Below are 17,080 nucleotides of genomic sequence, written 5' to 3' on the forward strand. Positions count from 1 at the left end.
TTGTATTCACTTCTGTTGTTGTGGTAGCCTTGGTTGTCGTAGTCGTTGTTGTATCTTCTGTTGTCGTGCTCGTTGCTGTATCTTCTGTTGTCGTGCTGGTTGTTGTATCTTCTGTTGTGATTGTATCATCTACTTCATTTGGAACTGCAATTGTAACTGTATCTCCATCTGTAATTTCCAGATGCGATACATTTTCAGAATCCGACTCTGTATAATACCGGATCTCATTAATGTTTGCATTCCAGAATGTGATCTTCATTCTGCCATTTTCACCAAAAGAATAATCAGATGGCATAAATGTATTCGTGCCTGCCATGAGATTCTCCGTAAAATCCGTAGAATCTCCAACCGACTTGAATTGAATTGCATGAGAGTCTCCATTTATAGAAGAAACATCTACTTCAATTTTGGTGATTTTTGCATTTGCATATGCTGCACCAAATTCATCCACCTGGTTGTTGCTCGGATTTTTCACACTAACATACTCCGGCATTCCAGACTGTACAGAAAAATCTTCATTTACAGTAAAATACATCTTCTGTCCTTCCAGATCCTTCTTATAGCCCTTTGGTGCGGTTTTTTCTACAATATAATATACACCTGGCTCCAAGAATCCGGATACTTTTGTCTCACCGTCCCAATCGCAGACCTTTGTATCATCTGCCCGGTAAAGGGACAATTCCGCATCGGTAATGATATCCTTACTTTCACTATCGATTTTCTGCAAAGTCACCTTTGCACCAGTGATCTTCACATCCACCATAGAAAGCACCGTGTTTTTGCTTTCAACAGCCTTCGTCCAATCCGGCTTTCCGTCCTCTGCAGCTTCAGTATAGTACAAGGTATAGAGGTTGTTTTCAGCCTTTGTCACATAGAAATAGATGGGTTCTGCCACTTCATAGCCCTTCGGCGCTTCTTTCTCCCTCAGTACATAATAAGTAACACGGTCTGTTGCCACCTGAATATCCGTACCGAGCAGCAAGGACTGGGATGCCTCTTTACCCTGAAAGGCTTTAATAGCAGTTTCCGTTCCGTCCTTTACAACTTCTGTCAGTTCCAGGGTTGCCCCCGGCAAAAGTGTTCCCGATTCGTCCACCTTTTTGATGGTAAACACCTGAGTGTTGTCGATTTTCGGGATCGCATCCTGATTTGCCGGTTCTCCTGCGCCCGGTGCTAACAGCTGCGGATAAATGGTCATATTTTTCGTGTCAATACGCATACCAGGGATCGTTGTATCATCGAAACGAGCTGCGGTACCGATTGCCTTGCCCTCATATTTCCACGCTTTACCCTCTTTCGTTAAAGTATACTTTTTGTAATCATTCTCCTTATCCACCCTATACGTAAATGTCTTTTCGGTGATTTCATTCCCTGTGACATCATATCCCATGGTCACAGTATATGTTTTACCCGAATCCGGCTTTGTGCCATCCATGGAAACCGGATACATGGTAATATTTACCTCTTTAGGAACAAAAGTACTGTCTCCATTCTCCACCTTCAACGATTCGTATTTTTCCTCATAATCAATATAATACCGCTGAGGTGATTTTGTATAGCCGTCTGGTGCTTTTGTCTCTTCAATATAATAGTATTCCTGCAGCGTTGTGGCTTTATCCGGTGTCTCATCACCAATAGTAAACTGAATGGCACTGTCCCGTGTCAGTCGTGTGCTCATCAGTTCCCATTCTCCAGACTCAGGATTTTTCTCATACATGCTGATCTCTGCGCCTGCCAGCGACTTACTAGCGGCATCGACTTTATTCAGGTCTATGGTATAGCTGGTTGATGCGCCGAGGATGTCATAAGGACGATATCCGAATTCTGTACTGCCCTCAAAACTTTTGGCAATCAATGCACCCGAAAGATGTCCACGTCCATTATCTCCATCTGTTACATTTGCATTTGGTGCAAAAACTGTACCCTGAAAGTTTTTCCCCAGTTTCAGTGAAGTTGCATTATAAAAATTATACAATAAACTGCTAACACCATAGTGATTGTTATATGCACCATCATCTGTAGAAATTTTAATACCGTTAATTGACGTCCTTACATTATCATTGGCTACTGTCACCGCTGTACCGTCTACATTAATGATAATATAAGCATAGTCCCAGTCTACATAGTTTTTCTCCCATGTAATGACTTTACGAGACTCCGGCAGCTCGGGAATGTTTGTAAACTTAAAGGCACCGCAATTTTGTATCTTACTCCATTCTTCTGCTGTACAATTGAAAACAACCGATTCCTTTTTCTGTCCAGCATATGCAGAATCATCAAATATGGCCTTGCCATTTTCAATTGTCACAGTTGTTTTGGTTTTCATCTTGGACATCTTTTTGCTTCGTTCTTTCAAAAGCGCAAACTGTTCCTCAAAATCAAACAACTCCGTTGCATAAACCTGCGACCGGGTCACTTTTTTTCCATTCAGCGCCCGTGGTTTCCGGAATATTATCTCCCAGATCATCCGCATTCACGTCTTCTCTGTTAATGACGATTCTTCTGCCGCTGTCACCTGTTTTATTAGCATTACCGGCATTATACATATCTTCATTGTCCTTCGTTGCATCAGGGCCAAAATATGTATCATCCATCTGTCCTGCTTTCACAGTGCCGCCCATAATGACGTTGGCATAACCTGTATCATTCAGCAAATCTTTCAGATTCACATGATGCAAATAATCGCCCTTACCCATTGCATAGCTGCTGTATTGATCCTTAAAATAAAAATCACCTGCAATTGCCACACGGCCTTCTGCATCCGAATCGTACTCCGTAAAGTCACCATCCAGGAATACACAGAACTGCGAAGCAATGCCCAGTGCATATGCATCGTTGACATTCTGAATCGTCTGCTCTACGGTTTCTCCACGAAGCGAACTTTTCTCTCCGATCAGCAATGTAACATCTTCTGTTTCATTTGTGCCTGTCAGATTCGAAACCGTCTTCGCCGCATTCGCCGGCAGTCCAAACACCACGCCTGTCACTGCCATCACTGCCGCCGCAACGATTCCGGCAACTCTTTTTCTCATTTTTTTCATAAATGTGTCACCTCACCTTTCACCATATGCAGGTATATTCCGACTCATACGCCATGCGTCATTGCCAGAATCATCGAATTTCATCCAGGATCTTGACCCCTGATGCCAAATCATTCTGTCCAATTGCAGCATTCCGCAGCAAAACCTAAAAGAGCTTTTTTATCCTGGTGTTACTATTATAGCACATTTCATATAAAATGACAAGATGGCATTATCTGAAAAATAAGCCCATATATTTTGTATATTTTACATAGTTTTATCCCATAATTTTGCTAAAATTGAGCATTTTTAACATTGAAACCGGAAGTATAGAATACTGACCGGAGTCAAGCAATTTTACCCCTTTTATTTGCCCATTTTAAGGGAATAAAAACACTTCACCATTCAGAGCACAAAAAAGAAGCAATCGTGTCGACAAATCAACACCATTGCTTCTCATTACGATCTATTTGAATTTACACTATGCCTCTGGTTCTTCTGCCGCAGTTTCCGGCATTTCGTTTTCCTGAGGTGCTCTCAGAATCCGATCCAGTGCATTGCTATTCAGTTGTGTAGACAGCCGCAGCCGATTGATCTCTGCCTGCATTGTATCCATCTCCGCTGCCACACGTCCCAGAATCTTCCTTTCCTTCGCCGTAAGAGCTTCGATCTGTTCCTCCAACCGCTGGATCTTGATCTCCAGCGTGCGGTTCTGGATCTCCAAGGCACGCAGTCTCGCCGCCGTGCCCCGATTGATCTGATTCTGCCGCAGACCAAATGTGTGGATCTGGCGTGGCCAGCTCTTAATGCGCTGCTCTTCCCATTCGCCCTCTGCATAGGCATCCGACGGTGCACCATAACCCGGTTCTTCGGAAATCTCTCCCGTTTTTACATGTTCCAACAGTTCTTCCAGCTGTGCCATAAATTCCGCCTCCTCTGTTCACTGTCCGATCCTGGATTTCCAGTATGCCAGGGTCTCCCCAATGGTCTGTTCCAGGGGAATTTCCGGCATCCAGCCGGTATCTGCCTGCAATTTGGAAATATCCGCCTGAATTACCGGTATTTCCACCGGGCGCAGCTTTTCCGGGTCAACCTCTATCGTAATTTCCGCACCGCTCTGGGCAATGATTCGTTTCAGAAGTTCTTCAATGACAATTGCTTTGCCGCTTCCCACATTGTATGTCTCTCCGGATTTTCCATACTGTATCAGCAGTCCATAGGCACGCACCACATCACGCACATCGGTGAAATCCCGTGCCGCAGACAAATTGCCCACACGCATGACCGGTTCTCGCACGCCTGCTGCAATTTCCGCCGCCTGCTTGCAGAAATCTGCCACCACAAACTGGGGTGTCTGTCCCGGTCCCACATGGTTAAAAGCACGTACCATGACCACATGCATCCCATATGCCTTGGCATAGAGCGAACCAAACAAATTCTGAGTCAGCTTTGTAATGGCATAGGGATTTCCCGGATACACCGGCGTGGTCTCACGCACAATGCTTGTGCCTTTCGGCAATGCACCATATTCTTCTCCAGAACCGATCAACAGGATATGCGGCTGATATCCTTCCACACCCCGGACGGCATCCAGCACATTCAGACAGCCGTGAATATTGATATCTGCTGTCAGCTGAGGATTTTTCCAGGAATATGCCACAGAACTCTGCGCCGCCAGATGAAAGATCACGTCCGGCCGCTGGAGCACCAGCAGTGCCTGTACCGCATCACGATCCAGAATATCCAGGTTATACGCCTGACATCCGGCAACCGAAACATGCTCCTGTGGCAGCTTGGTCAGGATGGTTTCCCAGCCGCAGTCCTGTATCAGATGTTCCGCCAGATAACGGCCTACAAATCCACCGCCGCCAATAATGAGTGCTTTCATTTTCCATGCCGCCTTTCCGCAAATTCTTCCAGCGTGGCATATACTTCATCCACCACGTTTTTCTCGTTGAATTCCTGTTCTACCCGTTCTGCCGCTGCTTTGCCGTATGTCTCCCGAAGCACCGGATCATCTGCCAGCTGCTGCATAGCTTTCGCCAGAGCATCCGCATCTTCCGGCGGCACAGTGAGACCTGTGACGCCGTCCAGACTCACATGGGGTACGCCTGTGGGCAGGGATGTATTGATAACCGGCTTGCCATAAACCATGGCTTCCAGCTGGACAATGCCGAACGCCTCACTGTTTGCAACAGACGGCAGCACAAATATGTCGCAGTCCGCAAAAGCAGCCCGCAGATCCTCCTCGGAGAGATTTCCCAGAAAGTGCACACGCTCCGCTGTGCCGTCTGTTTCTGTCATGTGGTGCAGCTTCTGTTCCATTTCCTCAGTGCCGTGCCCCACCAGAAATAACTCGCATCCGTTGACCTGCCGGAACGCCTGCAAGAGTACCTCAATTCCCTTGTAGTACACAAACCGTCCCACAAAAAGGATGCGTACCGTGTCTGGATTCCGCTGTATCTGCCTCAGAATGGGCTTGCGTTCTACACTTCGATAGGTTTCCACGTTTATGCCATAGGGGATTACCCGGCATTTTTCCTGAAACTGCGTCAGAAAAGGTGAACTGGAGATATGTCCCGGCGTTGCAGCTATAATACAATCCGCACGCTGCAGAAACCGCATGAGCAGCGGTTTATAAAACCGGAGCAGTGTTTTCTGCCGCACCACATCGCTGTGCCATGCAATGACAACAGCGCCGCGGTATCCCGACAGCAGGCACGCCAGATCTGCCAGGGGAAAGGGGACATGGATCTCCACCACATCTGCCCATTTCGCCATCTGCCGGAATTTCCGCAGAAAAGAAAAGGACAACGGACAGGAGAAATACGTTCCCAGACTGGAGGCATAGTGGACGGAAACCCCTTCTACCACACGATCCTCCCCCTTGCCCTTTTCCTGACAGACCAGCACCTTTACCTCGGCACGATCCTGCATCTCCTGGGAAAAAACACGCACCACGCTTTCAATGCCGCCGATATGGGGATAATATGCTTTATTGACCTGCAAAATATGCAGTTTTTTCTCTTGCTCAGCCACCGCAGACCTCCTGGTATACCTCATACAGCTGCCGGGCAGAACATTCCCAGGAGAACTGTGCCGCACGTTTCGGTCCAGCTTCGGACAATTTCTGCCGCAGCGCCGGGTCTGTATACAGCTGTTCCAATCCATCTGCAATAGAGCCGATGTCATAAGGGTCTGCCACAACAGCATCTTCCCCTACTACCTCCGGCAGCGAAGCCGCATGGGTCGTCAGCACAGGCACACCGCACGCCATTGCCTCCAGGGGCGGCAGTCCGAATCCCTCATAAATGGACGGGAACACGAATGCCAATGCACCGCACATAAGAGGACAAATCTCCTCATCCGGTACATATTCCGTAAACAGCACCGACGTCTTCAGCCCCAGTTCGTCTACTTTTTGGTAAATACCGCTGTCCAGCCAGCCCTTTCCGCCGGCAAGCACCAGATAAGGCGGCTGGGATTTTCCCTGACAAAACTGATGATAAGCATCCATGAGCCGTTCCAGATTCTTTCTCGGCTCTACCGTCCCCAGATACAGGAAATATTCCCGGTCGATTCCATATTTCTGCTTCACCGCATCGATTCGGGCTGCATCCTCTACGGGATGGAATCGGTTCGTGTCCACGCCACAGTATACTACACGGATCTTGTCTGCAAACTGTGGGAAATAGCGAATGATTTCCTGCCTGGAGAACTCCGAGTCCGTCACAATGCGATCGGCACGTTTCATGGACTTTTTCAGTCCCGTATCCAACATATACTTCGTTCTGCCCCGAACTGTTTCCGGAAAGGTCTTGTACACCATATCGTGTACTGTGACAACGGTTTTCCCAGCGACCTTCGGCGGTACGATATAGTTGAAAAAGTGCGTCACCTGCGCTTTATCCCCGAAATAATGCTGATAGGACACAGGCAGAAAGTTGGACACCAGCCGATAGACATAGCCCGACGCCTTCGCCCAATGGGGCTTAACATTATCCCGGAGATACGGTTTCAGCCGTTCAATTTTAATATGCTCGTCCTTGCGGGAGAAAAATTGCAGCAGAAATTCGTCCTCCGGGTGCAGCTTGGACAGCGCCTGGATCTGTCCGGCTTCGCAGTAACCGATTCCCGTCATCCGGCAGCCAATGAGCGGCAGTACATCAAATGCAATACGCAACCTTTTTCAACTCCATTCAAATCCAGTTAGGAATGTGGAGTTAGGAATGAGGAATGATGGTGTTCGCTTGCGCTCACAGATTATAATCCATTGCCGCAAGGCAATACCGACATTCCTAATTCCTAACTCCTAATTTCTCATTATTTTACACGTTCTGACACTTCAGTTCATGTTCTACCAGCGCCAGGTCATTCTTCACCATGCGCTCTACCAGATCCGAGAAGGAGATCTCACGCTTCCAGCCCAGAACAGACTCTGCCTTTGCCGGATTGCCCAGGAGGACATCCACTTCTGCCGGACGGAAGAATTTCTTATTGACCTTGACAATAGTCTTGCCAGTAGCCTTGTCGATACCGATCTCATCCACACCAGAGCCCTGCCACTCTACTGTGATGCCTGCATGTGCAAAAGCAGTTTCCACGAATTCCCGGACAGTACGTGTCTCGTTGGTAGCGATCACATAATCATCCGGCTTGTCCTGCTGGAGCATGAGCCACATCGCACGGACATAGTCCTTGGAGTGACCCCAGTCACGCTTGGAATCCATATTGCCCAGTTCTACGCAGTCCTGTACGCCGAACTTGATGCGTGCCACTGCGTCAGTGATCTTTCTGGTTACGAATTCCAGACCACGGCGCTCAGACTCATGATTGAAGAGAATACCGGAGCAAGCGAACATATCGTAGCTCTCACGATAATTCTTGGTGATCCAGTGACCATACAGCTTTGCCACACCGTACGGACTTCTCGGATAGAAAGGAGTCTTTTCTGTCTGGGGCATTTCCTGTACCAGACCGAACATTTCGGAAGTGGATGCCTGATAGAAGCGGCATTCCGGCTTTACCGAACGGATGGCCTCCAGCATATTGGTAACGCCCAGAGCATCGATCTCAGCAGTTGCCAGAGGCTGTTCCCAGCTGGTAGCAACGAAGGACTGTGCAGCCAGGTTATAAACCTCATCAGCCTGAGAAATACGCATAGCTGTGATCAGGGAGATGACATCAGTCATGTCAGCATAAATAAAATGGATCTTGTCCTTGATGTGTTCCACGTTGCCATAATCCACAACGCTCTTCCGACGCATAATACCGTATACTTCATAGCCCTGTTCCAGCAGCAGTTCTGCCAGATAAGAGCCGTCCTGTCCTGTGATACCTGTGATCAGTGCATGTTTACTCATAATAAATTCCTTTCCTTTCACCGGAAATGATTCCGGGGAGATTCTATTTTTGATATTAAAAACGGGAAAAAAGTTTCTTATCCGTTTTCAAAAAGGTTGCTCATCATGCTGGTCCAGCTGAGCACAGCTGGCGCAGGTCCAGGGCTGCGAAAGCCCTGGTCGCCGTCCGCAGACGGCGAAACACTCCAGCGCATCTTTTTGCGCTGCGGAGAAGGTGGTGAGAAAAAGCGACAGCTTTTTCGAGGCGGGGCGAACAAGACCGCCCCGCCTTGTAAAACCGTTTTATCCAGTAAAGCCTTGCAAACGTCCCGGTGGGACGTTTGCAACAAAACCTACTTTTCAAATTCTACTCACACCAGCTGATTCCGGTTACAGATCTTCAGATTCTCAATAACCTTCTTTACGTCCTGTGTGCTGTCCTTTGCGCAAATGAGCACAGCGTCATCTGTATCCACTACGATCAGATTCTCTATACCCACCGCTGCGATCAGCCGCTTTCCGCCGCAGATCGTGCTGCGTTCTGTGCCGATGGTAATAACATCGCCCTCAATATAATTGCCGTACTCGTTGGTGGCATTGATGCGCTCCACTGCAAGCCAGTTTCCCACATCATCCCAGCCGAAGCTGCCCGGCAAGGTGTAAATATTCTCCGCCTTTTCCATCACACCGAAGTCGATGGATTCACTGCGGAATGCTTGATACTCTGCCTCCAGCACGCTCTCATAATCCGCCGTACCCACAGCCGCCTCGATCCGGGTCAGACCGTCATAAATATCCGGCATAAGCTTCTGGATGTTCGCCAGAATAGACGAGGTTTTCCATACAAACATACCACTGTTCCAAAGGTAACGGTGGGACGCCAGATATTCCTTTGCCGTCTCCAGATCCGGCTTTTCCACAAAACGCTCTACCCGATACACGCCTGGCATCTCAAGCGCAGTATCCCGTGCGAAATTGATATAGCCATAGCCTGTCTCCGGATAGGTGGGCGTAATGCCGATGGTCACAAGATTCTCATCCTTTTCTGCCACCGCAACTGCCTGGCGCAGAGTATCAATGTACATTTCTTCATATCGGATCAGGTGATCTGACGGCAGCACCAGCATCATAGCTTCGCCGTACTTCTTGCGGATCACCGCTGCGGCCAGACCGATGCACGGTGCTGTGTTGCGTGCGCACGGCTCTGTGAGAACATTCTCCGCCGGAAGAGACGGGAGCTGTTCCTGCACCAATGCTGCATAACTAACGTTAGTCACCACAAAGATGTCCTCTATAGCCACTATGGGCAGAAGCCGCTTTACGGTTTTCTGAATCATGGTTTCCCCGTCTTCGGTCAGAGAGAGAAACTGCTTCGGATAATTGGTACGGCTCTTTGGCCAGAAGCGTTCGCCTCTGCCGCCAGCCATAATCACTGCTGTAATCTTCATGATTGATCTCCTTTATCTTGCTTCTGCATCTGCTCCATATATTCCTGATGCAGCAATTCCTGTACATCGTGAGCATTTGCTTCCTCATTGGTCTCGCCGGGGAACAGGGCAGTTTTCAAAGTCATCAGAATAATGCGTAAATCTAAAAAAATGGAGTAATTCTCAATATACATCAAATCCATTTTCAGCTTATCATAGGGCAGGGTATCGTACAGCCCTGTCACCTGGGCATAGCCTGTGAGCCCTGCCTTGACGTGAAGCCGAAACTCAAATTCCGGCATGGTCTTTTCGTATTCCTGTGCCAACTCAGGACGTTCCGGTCGGGGTCCCACCACGGACATCTCTCCCCGGAAAATATTGATGAGCTGAGGCAGCTCGTCCAGGCGGCATTTCCGCAGAAAGCGTCCCACTTTTGTAATGCGGTTATCATCCTCTTTTGCCAGCTGGGGACCGTTTTTCTCGGCATCCACCACCATACTGCGAAATTTATACACATAGAATTCCCTGCCGCCGATGGTGAGGCGCTTTTGCTTGAACAAAACCGGACCGCCGTCATCCAGCTTAATGGCAATGGCGGACAACAACATAAAGGGTGACAGCAGCACCAGAAATACTACGGAAAACACCAGGTCAAAGATCCGTTTTCCCAGCTTCTGTTCAAAAGTCAGGCCATAATTGCGGCAGAGCAGCAGCGGCGTGTCAAAGAGCCGGATCTCCTCTGCACCTCTTAAAATAATATCCGAAATTTTCGGTGCAATATACGCCCGTATATTTTTGGCAAAACAATATTTGATCAGATCGTTTCTCTGAGCACCCGACACCTCACAGAGAATAATACCCTCATAACGTTCAATGGCATCATAAATTTGCTTCGGCTCTGCATCTGCACTGACGGATTCGCAGATCATATACTTGTCCACACGGCGGCTCATTTTCAGCACCAGTTCCGCTGCATTGCGGTCGCCATAAATGACCACAAGTTTCCGAGGGGGATAAATATGAAAATAAAGCTTGTTGATAAGAACGATCCACAAAACCAGCACGATCAGATCCGCACCAGTCAGAATCACCATGGGCAATATAGCGGAAAAATCACGGTTCACTACACTGATCTGAAAATAGGTCAGCAGATTCACACAAAAAATGGAGAGCGTCTGGGAATAGAACATATCTGTTCGCTTCAGATAGCCAATCTTCAGACCACCGAAAGATTTTGCAAACAACAGTACCAGCACCGCATAGATCAGGATCATCACCCAGTTGCCCCGCCGATAGAAGGGCAACAGAATCGCATCGCTGTAGCTGTGATACCAGACCCATGCGAAGCCGCCGGCATACAGACCCACCAGCAGAACTGCCGCAAAAAATGAAAAGATCCGTTTGAATTGATCTCGGTTATTGTTCATCATATGGTAAAGGCACCGGCATATCCGCTGTAAAAAGCGACCATGCCGGCACATCTCACTTTCCCAAAGGATCTGCCGGCATCTGTCGGCAGTGCCGTACTCCATAAGAGTACAGCATACGCCTTTATTATAGCAGAACAGCCGCTATGCTGTCAAGCTTTTCCGGCATTTTTCATGGGATTTTTGGCTGAGCGAACAAAATAGCAGCGGAAACTGTGCAGAAAAACGGTTTCTGCTGTTTTCAGGTTCATCCTAAAAACGTACCTTCTGATATGATTGCCAAAAAATCGACGCCACGGCAGATCGTGACGTCGATAACGAGTTGTCATTTTTTCATTTTTCCCTATGGGTAAATCCCACAAGATCACCGCACCGTTATTGTGCAACAGTGAAAATATAATAGGCGTCTTCACCAGCATACTGTATCGCAAGTTGCTGTGTTGGATCAATACCCTCCATGGCGTAGATCAGAACCGTATACGTTCCGTCTGCTTCTGCACCGCTGGTCACACCGTATCCCAAGTACTCTAATTCCTTTCCGGTAGTCTCTGCATACTGGGTATCATAGCGAATACCGTTCCAAGTGAGCTTATAGTACAAATAAATATTCTGGCGGATAGGTATATCCGTATGTGTTTCCGGCATGTCAGTGTTGTTTGTCAGTGCTGTCGTTTCTACCGGATCTGTAGGTGGATCCTGAGCCGATGCAATTGCCCCCCCAGACTTTGCCGTTGTCTCTGCCGCTGTTGTCACCGCCGCACAAGCTGTTGTGGTCTGACGGTGCACCTGTCCAGGCACCTGCCCGGTCACTGCTGCCTGGTTCTCTTCCTGTACTGTTACCGATTCAGTCACTACATCGATTGCGCCAGAAGCTGCGGTCTTCGTCTGCGCCGCTTCTGTATCAGACTGTACCACAGTCACTGTCTCTGTTTGGTGTTCCATCTGATCTTCCGATGCTGTAGAAACAGTTTCCTCAAAGACTGCGGCAGTCGTCACAGTCTCCGGCGTCACCACCTGAAGCTGTTCTGTCCCGCCCTGAGGCATTCTTCCATGCAAGGATGCCGCCGCAACAACAACACATGCCAATGCTGCGGTACAGATTCCAGCAGAGGTCTGCCAACGAAGATACCACGGACGTTTTTTCACTGTTTCCTGTGATGCAGCACGCCGCATGATCTCCAGGTACATCCGATCCTTTGCCGCTTCATCCGGCTTTATCTGTTCCAGTGCCTGCAGTAGTCGGCGTTCCATTTGTTCTTCATGATTCGGCATCCAGCTCACCTCCCAGCGACTTAGACAACAACTTTCTGCTGCGATGGAGCAGCGAACGGACTGTTGTCTCTTTTTTTCCCAGCATCCCGGCAATCTCCGCTCCGGAATACCCTTCATAATAAAATAAGTACACGACTGTTTTATATTGATCCGGCAAATCCATCACTGCCGACAATACGGCAGAATCCTGATCCGGTGGTTCTGATGTCCCCATGGCAGACTCCCAGTCCTCGACCTCCTCACGCTTGGAATGCGACCAGTGCCGCAGCGCATTTTTACAAAGATTCGAAGCTGTGACGATCAGCCACGCCCGTGCATGTTTTTCATCCGCCCAGAGCTGGGGCTGACCCATGGCACGCAAGAATGTTTCCTGCGTCAGATCCTCCGCATCCATCTGATTTTTCATCCGTATGTAACAAACACGATATACCGTATCTACATGCCGTGCGTAGAACTGCGCAAAAGCCATCTCGTCCTGCGGCATGAAAACGCCTCCTATCGCTTTCCAACAAAACTTGCCCGAAATCCCGTTCCGGTACAATTTTTCGGTTCTGCCTTCTTTTTTCGTCAGAACCCGTTCCCCTTTTCTTTAGTATATCGCATTTTTATCAACATGATATGTATATATTGTGTCGATCTGCAAAACAAAATAATCAGATCGACCGATATTGACATTTGACAATATTCCACAGGATTTTACTATACCATGGCATATTGCCCGAAGATCCGCCCTTCACGGATCAAAAATAATCGCTATGATGCCGAAGCCGGTGCATACGGCTCCGGGCACAGCAACTGGAGGAAATAGAAAAAACAAGTAATCACCTTTCTGCGAAATTCGCATCGCATATTCCAGGCTGCATCCGGTGTCTGGCTTCTGCGCTGGTGAGCGCATCCCTTCTGAAGCCTTAGCGGTGACTGCCAGCACCATGCACAGATGCTGTCCCTTCTGCCGTCTCCGCAGCGGATACTGTGGCATACTTGATGTGAATTCCGGAAACCGTTCTTCACGGTCTGGAAAAATCCCTTCATAATGGATACAATTCAGAACACCAAAATGTTGCATTTCCAAAAAACTTTTTTCGTTTTGTATATTTGCACAAAATCGATTCATTTGTTTTGTGCAATTTTTACATTTTTTGCATTCTTCAAGACTTTCAAAAAAAAGCGTTTTCTTTTGGAGAATTTTATGTTATAATACAATTATAAAGAATGTGGCGTCAGAAATGAGGAGTGACGGTATTGCCCTAAGAGCCTGTTCAGCATCTTTTCGCACGCATCTTGCTTGCATCTTTTCTGGGAGATTTTGCGAAAATACTCGGAAATCCACAAAGGATTTCCTCCGTTTTTCACTTCATCTCCCAAAAAATCTGACTGCGCAATCTGCGCACGCCCAGATACTGAACAGACTCTAACTCCTGATTCCAAATCAAATCCCCATTGTAAAAAACATAAGGTGGTCTTTCATGAACAAATACAAAAAGCTCGTTTTCAATACGCTGGTCTTTGCCATTGGTTCCTTTGGCTCCAAGATCCTGCTCCTGCTGCTGACCCGGCTTTATACGGGAAATATCAATCCGGGAGACAACAGCACCAAGGAACTGCTGGAACTGACGGCAAATTTCCTGATTCCCATTATCACATTCTCCATTGCAGACGCTGTCATCCGCTATGGCATCGACAAAAACTTCGACAACCGAAAGGTCTTTACTTCTGCCTGTATCACAGAGCTGTTCGGCATCGGCATTCTTATCCTGCTGTCCCCTCTGCTGAATCTGCTGCCTTATACGGAAGGATATGTCATTCTGCTGGTGATCTACTGTATCACCTCAGGCTTCCGGCAGATCGCCTCGCAATTTGTCCGGGCACGTGGTCTGGTGAAGCTTTTCGCCATGGACGGCATTCTCGCCACGCTGACCCTGTTTATTTTCAACGTGACATTCATTGCCGGATTCCATCTAGGTGTCACCGGCTTTATGATCTCTGTCATCCTGTCTGACCTGCTGTCAGGTATTTTCCTGTGGGCAGTGGCAGGACTGCAAAAATTCTTCCGTCCTCGTTATATGGATCGAAAAATGCTGCACACCATGCTGCGGTTTTCCATACCCCTGATCCCGTCAGCACTGCTATGGCTGATCACTGGCTTTTCCGACCGGCTTTTCATCCGGTATATGTCCGGCCCGGACGGTCTGGTGGGTGAAACTGCTGCCGGTATTTACGGCGTTTCTACCAAGATCCCGAACCTGATCTCCACCATTTCCACCATTTTCTTTCAGGCATGGAACATGTCCGCCATTGAGGAAAATAATTCCCGTGACCGGAGTCGGTTCTACCATCGGGTATTTGATGCATACCAATCTTTTATGTTCATTGCCAGTGCCGGGCTGATCGTCTTTGTACAGCTCCTGTCTAATATCCTCATCAACTCCGATACCTATCCCGAGTATGCCACGGCATATCAGTATACGCCGGTACTCATTGTCGGTGTACTGTTTATGTGCTTTAACCAATTCCTCAGCAGTGTCTACTCTGCCACCCAGCACACCACCCATTCTTTCTGGACAAGCCTTGTGGCAGCGGCAGTGAACATTGTACTGAACATCATTCTGATCCACATGTGGGGCATTATGGGTGCAGCCATCGCCACCTTTGTCAGCTATTTTGTCTGCTACTGCATCCGCATTGTGGATGCCCGGAAATATGTGCCATTCCCGGTGAACCACGCCAAATTTGCTGCCAACACCGCCATGCTGTTCCTGCTGGGCATTATCGTAGTAGAAGAACCGCCCATGTGGATCCTCATACTGGCTGTTGGATTCGTATTCATGGTACTGTACAATTTCAGCGCCGTGACTCAGACGCTGGCACAGCTGAAACGCAAAAAATAAGGAGATATTTCTATGGCAACACCACACAACGCCGCCGCAAAAGGCGACATTGCAAAAACCGTTCTCATGCCGGGAGATCCGCTCCGGGCAAAATTCATTGCAGAGCATTTTCTGGAAAATGCAGTCTGCTACAACACTGTCCGTGGGATGTATGGTTACACGGGAACTTATCACGGCGTGCTTGTTTCCGTCCAGGGCAGCGGCATGGGTATGCCATCCATCGGCATCTATTCCTACGAACTGTACCACGAATATGATGTGGAACGCATTCTCCGTGTGGGCACTGCCGGAGGTGTGGCAGATCACGTCCAGCTCCGTGATGTAGTACTGGGACAAGCGGCGTGCACCGACTCCAACTATGCTGCACAGTATCATCTCCCCGGCACTTATGCCCCCATTGCATCCTACGAACTGCTGGCATCGGCTGCGGCTGCGGCAAAAGAACTGCATATTCCCGTACACGTGGGGAATCTGCTCTCCACCGATGTGTTCTACAACGAACCTAGCCCCTTACCCCAATGGGCAAAAATGGGCGTGCTTGCCACAGAAATGGAAGCCGCTGCACTGTATATGAATGCCGCCGCTGCCGGAAAGCAGGCGCTCTGTATTGTCACTGTGTCTGACTGTCCCCTTCGGGGTGAAGCCACCACTGCGGAAGAACGGCAGACCTCCTTCACTGACATGATGCATCTGGCACTGGAAACGGCTGTTATGTAAGAGCCTGTTCAGCATCTTTTCGCACATGTCTTTTCGGTGAATTTTACTGCTTTCTGCGTTAAAAATTCTTGCCGGGCGACAGCCCGCCTGCGAATTTTCGCCTTGAAATCAGCGAAAATTCACTCAAAAATCCATGCACGACAAGATACTAAACAGGCTCTAAGAAAAAAGATAAGAAAAAACCGCTCTGTATCCCGATAAAATGGGGTTACAGAGCGGTTTTTTGTTTCATGATAAGTGCAGTTCCGATTTATGCGTCGGCATCTGTCTCCTGTTCCGAGGTGTAATACACATCATCATACATTTTTTCATAGAGACGGATGAGCGCCTGATTGGTCTCTTCCCGTTCCTGCACGATCTTCTGGATAGCGGCGATCTTTTCCAGGCAGGCTTCGTTCTCCGAAGTCGTCGGCACCTTTTCCAGCTTTTCCATGGCAAGTGTAATATGGGAAGTATCCTCCCGGATCTGTTTCAGTTCCTCGAAGATCTGCGCCGCAGTGAGATTCATGGGCGCTTTTGTTTCGCTGTTAGACATCATAACGGTTTCCTCCCGTTCACCGGGCAGGCACGTCAGACAGATGGTATTTTCATCCACAAACCGTGCCCGTCCCTTTTTCACAAGACCTTTTGCCCGTTTCGGATAGGTCGGTTCGTATACATTTCCCTGCAAATCCATGACAGTTATACATTTCATAACAGGATGATTCCTTCTTTGGTATCGGACGCTGTTTTTTGTAATGGGTGCCCTCCCCTGTCCGGTTTTATTATAGCATAGGGAAAAGGTCGATGTCAAGATTTTTTTACGGCAGAATGTTTTTTGTACCTTTGACGACATTTTTCGAAGGTTTTGGAGGAGGATGCGGTGGGAGCAAACCCCCGCCCTACGAGTCTTTCAACGACATAAATGGCATATGATTTACAATTTCGCAAATTTTTGGAGCGCCCCTATGTTTGCCTATCATGATTATCCGCAAAATGTAGGGCGAC

Annotated in this window: 15 protein-coding genes; 2 read left to right on the plus strand and 13 right to left on the minus strand. The window is 48.3% G+C overall.

The genetic code is table 11. From position 1 onward, the window contains the following. The 12 genes from QZ375_RS01000 to QZ375_RS01055 form a co-directional block, all read right to left on the minus strand. Positions 1-2,473, minus strand: a 2,473-nt coding sequence (locus tag QZ375_RS01000; RefSeq protein ID WP_295214115.1) for a choice-of-anchor A family protein, incomplete at its 3' end; no start/stop codon positions are given. After that, positions 2,379-3,041, minus strand: coding sequence for a collagen-binding domain-containing protein (locus tag QZ375_RS01005; protein WP_295214116.1), 663 nt, complete (start codon positions 3,039-3,041; stop codon positions 2,379-2,381). The genes QZ375_RS01000 and QZ375_RS01005, both read right to left, overlap by 95 nt. Positions 3,042-3,501: 460 nt before the next feature. Further along, entirely contained in the window at positions 3,502-3,942 is a 441-nt protein-coding gene (locus tag QZ375_RS01010; protein ID WP_295214117.1) for a hypothetical protein, read from the minus strand. A gap of 18 nt (positions 3,943-3,960) precedes the next feature. Continuing rightward, entirely contained in the window at positions 3,961-4,908 is a 948-nt protein-coding gene (locus QZ375_RS01015) for a GDP-mannose 4,6-dehydratase (RefSeq protein WP_295214118.1), read from the minus strand. After that, positions 4,905-6,059, minus strand: coding sequence for a glycosyltransferase (locus tag QZ375_RS01020; protein WP_295214119.1), 1,155 nt, complete (start codon positions 6,057-6,059; stop codon positions 4,905-4,907). Before QZ375_RS01020 ends, QZ375_RS01015 begins: the two co-directional genes overlap by 4 nt. Further along, a complete protein-coding gene (locus QZ375_RS01025; RefSeq protein WP_295214120.1) occupies positions 6,052-7,203 on the minus strand; it encodes a glycosyltransferase family 1 protein in 1,152 nt (383 codons plus the stop codon). The genes QZ375_RS01020 and QZ375_RS01025 overlap by 8 nt, the downstream gene beginning before the upstream one ends. Positions 7,204-7,348: 145 nt before the next feature. After that, positions 7,349-8,383 carry a GDP-mannose 4,6-dehydratase gene (gene gmd, locus QZ375_RS01030; protein ID WP_295214121.1) on the minus strand — a complete coding sequence of 345 codons (1,035 nt, stop codon included), beginning with the start codon at positions 8,381-8,383 and terminating at the stop codon, positions 7,349-7,351. 350 nt (positions 8,384-8,733) lie between these two features. Continuing rightward, positions 8,734-9,810, minus strand: a complete 1,077-nt coding sequence (locus QZ375_RS01035; protein WP_295214122.1) for a mannose-1-phosphate guanylyltransferase — start codon at positions 9,808-9,810, stop codon at positions 8,734-8,736. Beyond that, a complete protein-coding gene (locus QZ375_RS01040; RefSeq protein WP_295214123.1) occupies positions 9,807-11,219 on the minus strand; it encodes a sugar transferase in 1,413 nt (470 codons plus the stop codon). The genes QZ375_RS01035 and QZ375_RS01040 overlap by 4 nt, the downstream gene beginning before the upstream one ends. Positions 11,220-11,591: 372 nt before the next feature. After that, on the minus strand, positions 11,592-12,488 hold the full coding sequence (locus QZ375_RS01045) for a hypothetical protein (RefSeq protein WP_295214124.1): 897 nt from the start codon (positions 12,486-12,488) through the stop codon (positions 11,592-11,594). Next, positions 12,475-12,972 (minus strand): RNA polymerase sigma factor, encoded by a 498-nt coding sequence (locus QZ375_RS01050; RefSeq protein WP_295214125.1) that lies wholly within the window; start codon positions 12,970-12,972, stop codon positions 12,475-12,477. Before QZ375_RS01050 ends, QZ375_RS01045 begins: the two co-directional genes overlap by 14 nt. Positions 12,973-13,221: 249 nt before the next feature. Then, positions 13,222-13,419, minus strand: a complete 198-nt coding sequence (locus QZ375_RS01055) for a hypothetical protein (RefSeq protein WP_295214126.1) — start codon at positions 13,417-13,419, stop codon at positions 13,222-13,224. 535 nt (positions 13,420-13,954) lie between these two features. Here QZ375_RS01055 and QZ375_RS01060 point away from each other — a divergent pair. Further along, complete coding sequence (locus QZ375_RS01060) at positions 13,955-15,376, plus strand: polysaccharide biosynthesis C-terminal domain-containing protein (RefSeq protein WP_295214127.1); 1,422 nt, start codon at positions 13,955-13,957, stop codon at positions 15,374-15,376. A gap of 12 nt (positions 15,377-15,388) precedes the next feature. After that, positions 15,389-16,093, plus strand: coding sequence for a purine-nucleoside phosphorylase (gene deoD, locus QZ375_RS01065; protein ID WP_295214128.1), 705 nt, complete (start codon positions 15,389-15,391; stop codon positions 16,091-16,093). A gap of 250 nt (positions 16,094-16,343) precedes the next feature. On the opposite strand, the gene QZ375_RS01070 is transcribed toward deoD, so the two are convergent. Then, the gene (locus QZ375_RS01070; RefSeq protein WP_295214129.1) at positions 16,344-16,787 is read right to left on the minus strand and encodes a hypothetical protein; all 444 of its coding nucleotides are present in this window, start codon (positions 16,785-16,787) and stop codon (positions 16,344-16,346) included. Positions 16,788-17,080 lie beyond the last annotated feature (293 nt).

It is taken from the genome of Ruminococcus sp., from assembly GCF_019417665.1.
In the GTDB taxonomy this organism is placed as follows: domain Bacteria; phylum Bacillota; class Clostridia; order Oscillospirales; family Ruminococcaceae; genus Ruminococcus_C.

What these genes read in the sequence shown, in the direction of transcription:
- QZ375_RS01005 (WP_295214116.1), bottom strand. Translation starts at nt 3,041, where the DNA reads ATGAAAAAAATGAGAAAAAGAGTTGCCGGAATCGTTGCGGCGGCAGTG.
- QZ375_RS01010 (WP_295214117.1), bottom strand. Translation starts at nt 3,942, where the DNA reads ATGGCACAGCTGGAAGAACTGTTGGAACATGTAAAAACGGGAGAGATT.
- QZ375_RS01015 (WP_295214118.1), bottom strand. Translation starts at nt 4,908, where the DNA reads ATGAAAGCACTCATTATTGGCGGCGGTGGATTTGTAGGCCGTTATCTG.
- gmd (WP_295214121.1), bottom strand. Translation starts at nt 8,383, where the DNA reads ATGAGTAAACATGCACTGATCACAGGTATCACAGGACAGGACGGCTCT.
- QZ375_RS01035 (WP_295214122.1), bottom strand. Translation starts at nt 9,810, where the DNA reads ATGAAGATTACAGCAGTGATTATGGCTGGCGGCAGAGGCGAACGCTTC.
- QZ375_RS01040 (WP_295214123.1), bottom strand. Translation starts at nt 11,219, where the DNA reads ATGATGAACAATAACCGAGATCAATTCAAACGGATCTTTTCATTTTTT.
- QZ375_RS01045 (WP_295214124.1), bottom strand. Translation starts at nt 12,488, where the DNA reads ATGCCGAATCATGAAGAACAAATGGAACGCCGACTACTGCAGGCACTG.
- QZ375_RS01050 (WP_295214125.1), bottom strand. Translation starts at nt 12,972, where the DNA reads ATGCCGCAGGACGAGATGGCTTTTGCGCAGTTCTACGCACGGCATGTA.
- QZ375_RS01055 (WP_295214126.1), bottom strand. Translation starts at nt 13,419, where the DNA reads ATGGTGCTGGCAGTCACCGCTAAGGCTTCAGAAGGGATGCGCTCACCA.
- QZ375_RS01060 (WP_295214127.1), top strand. Translation starts at nt 13,955, where the DNA reads ATGAACAAATACAAAAAGCTCGTTTTCAATACGCTGGTCTTTGCCATT.
- deoD (WP_295214128.1), top strand. Translation starts at nt 15,389, where the DNA reads ATGGCAACACCACACAACGCCGCCGCAAAAGGCGACATTGCAAAAACC.
- QZ375_RS01070 (WP_295214129.1), bottom strand. Translation starts at nt 16,787, where the DNA reads ATGAAATGTATAACTGTCATGGATTTGCAGGGAAATGTATACGAACCG.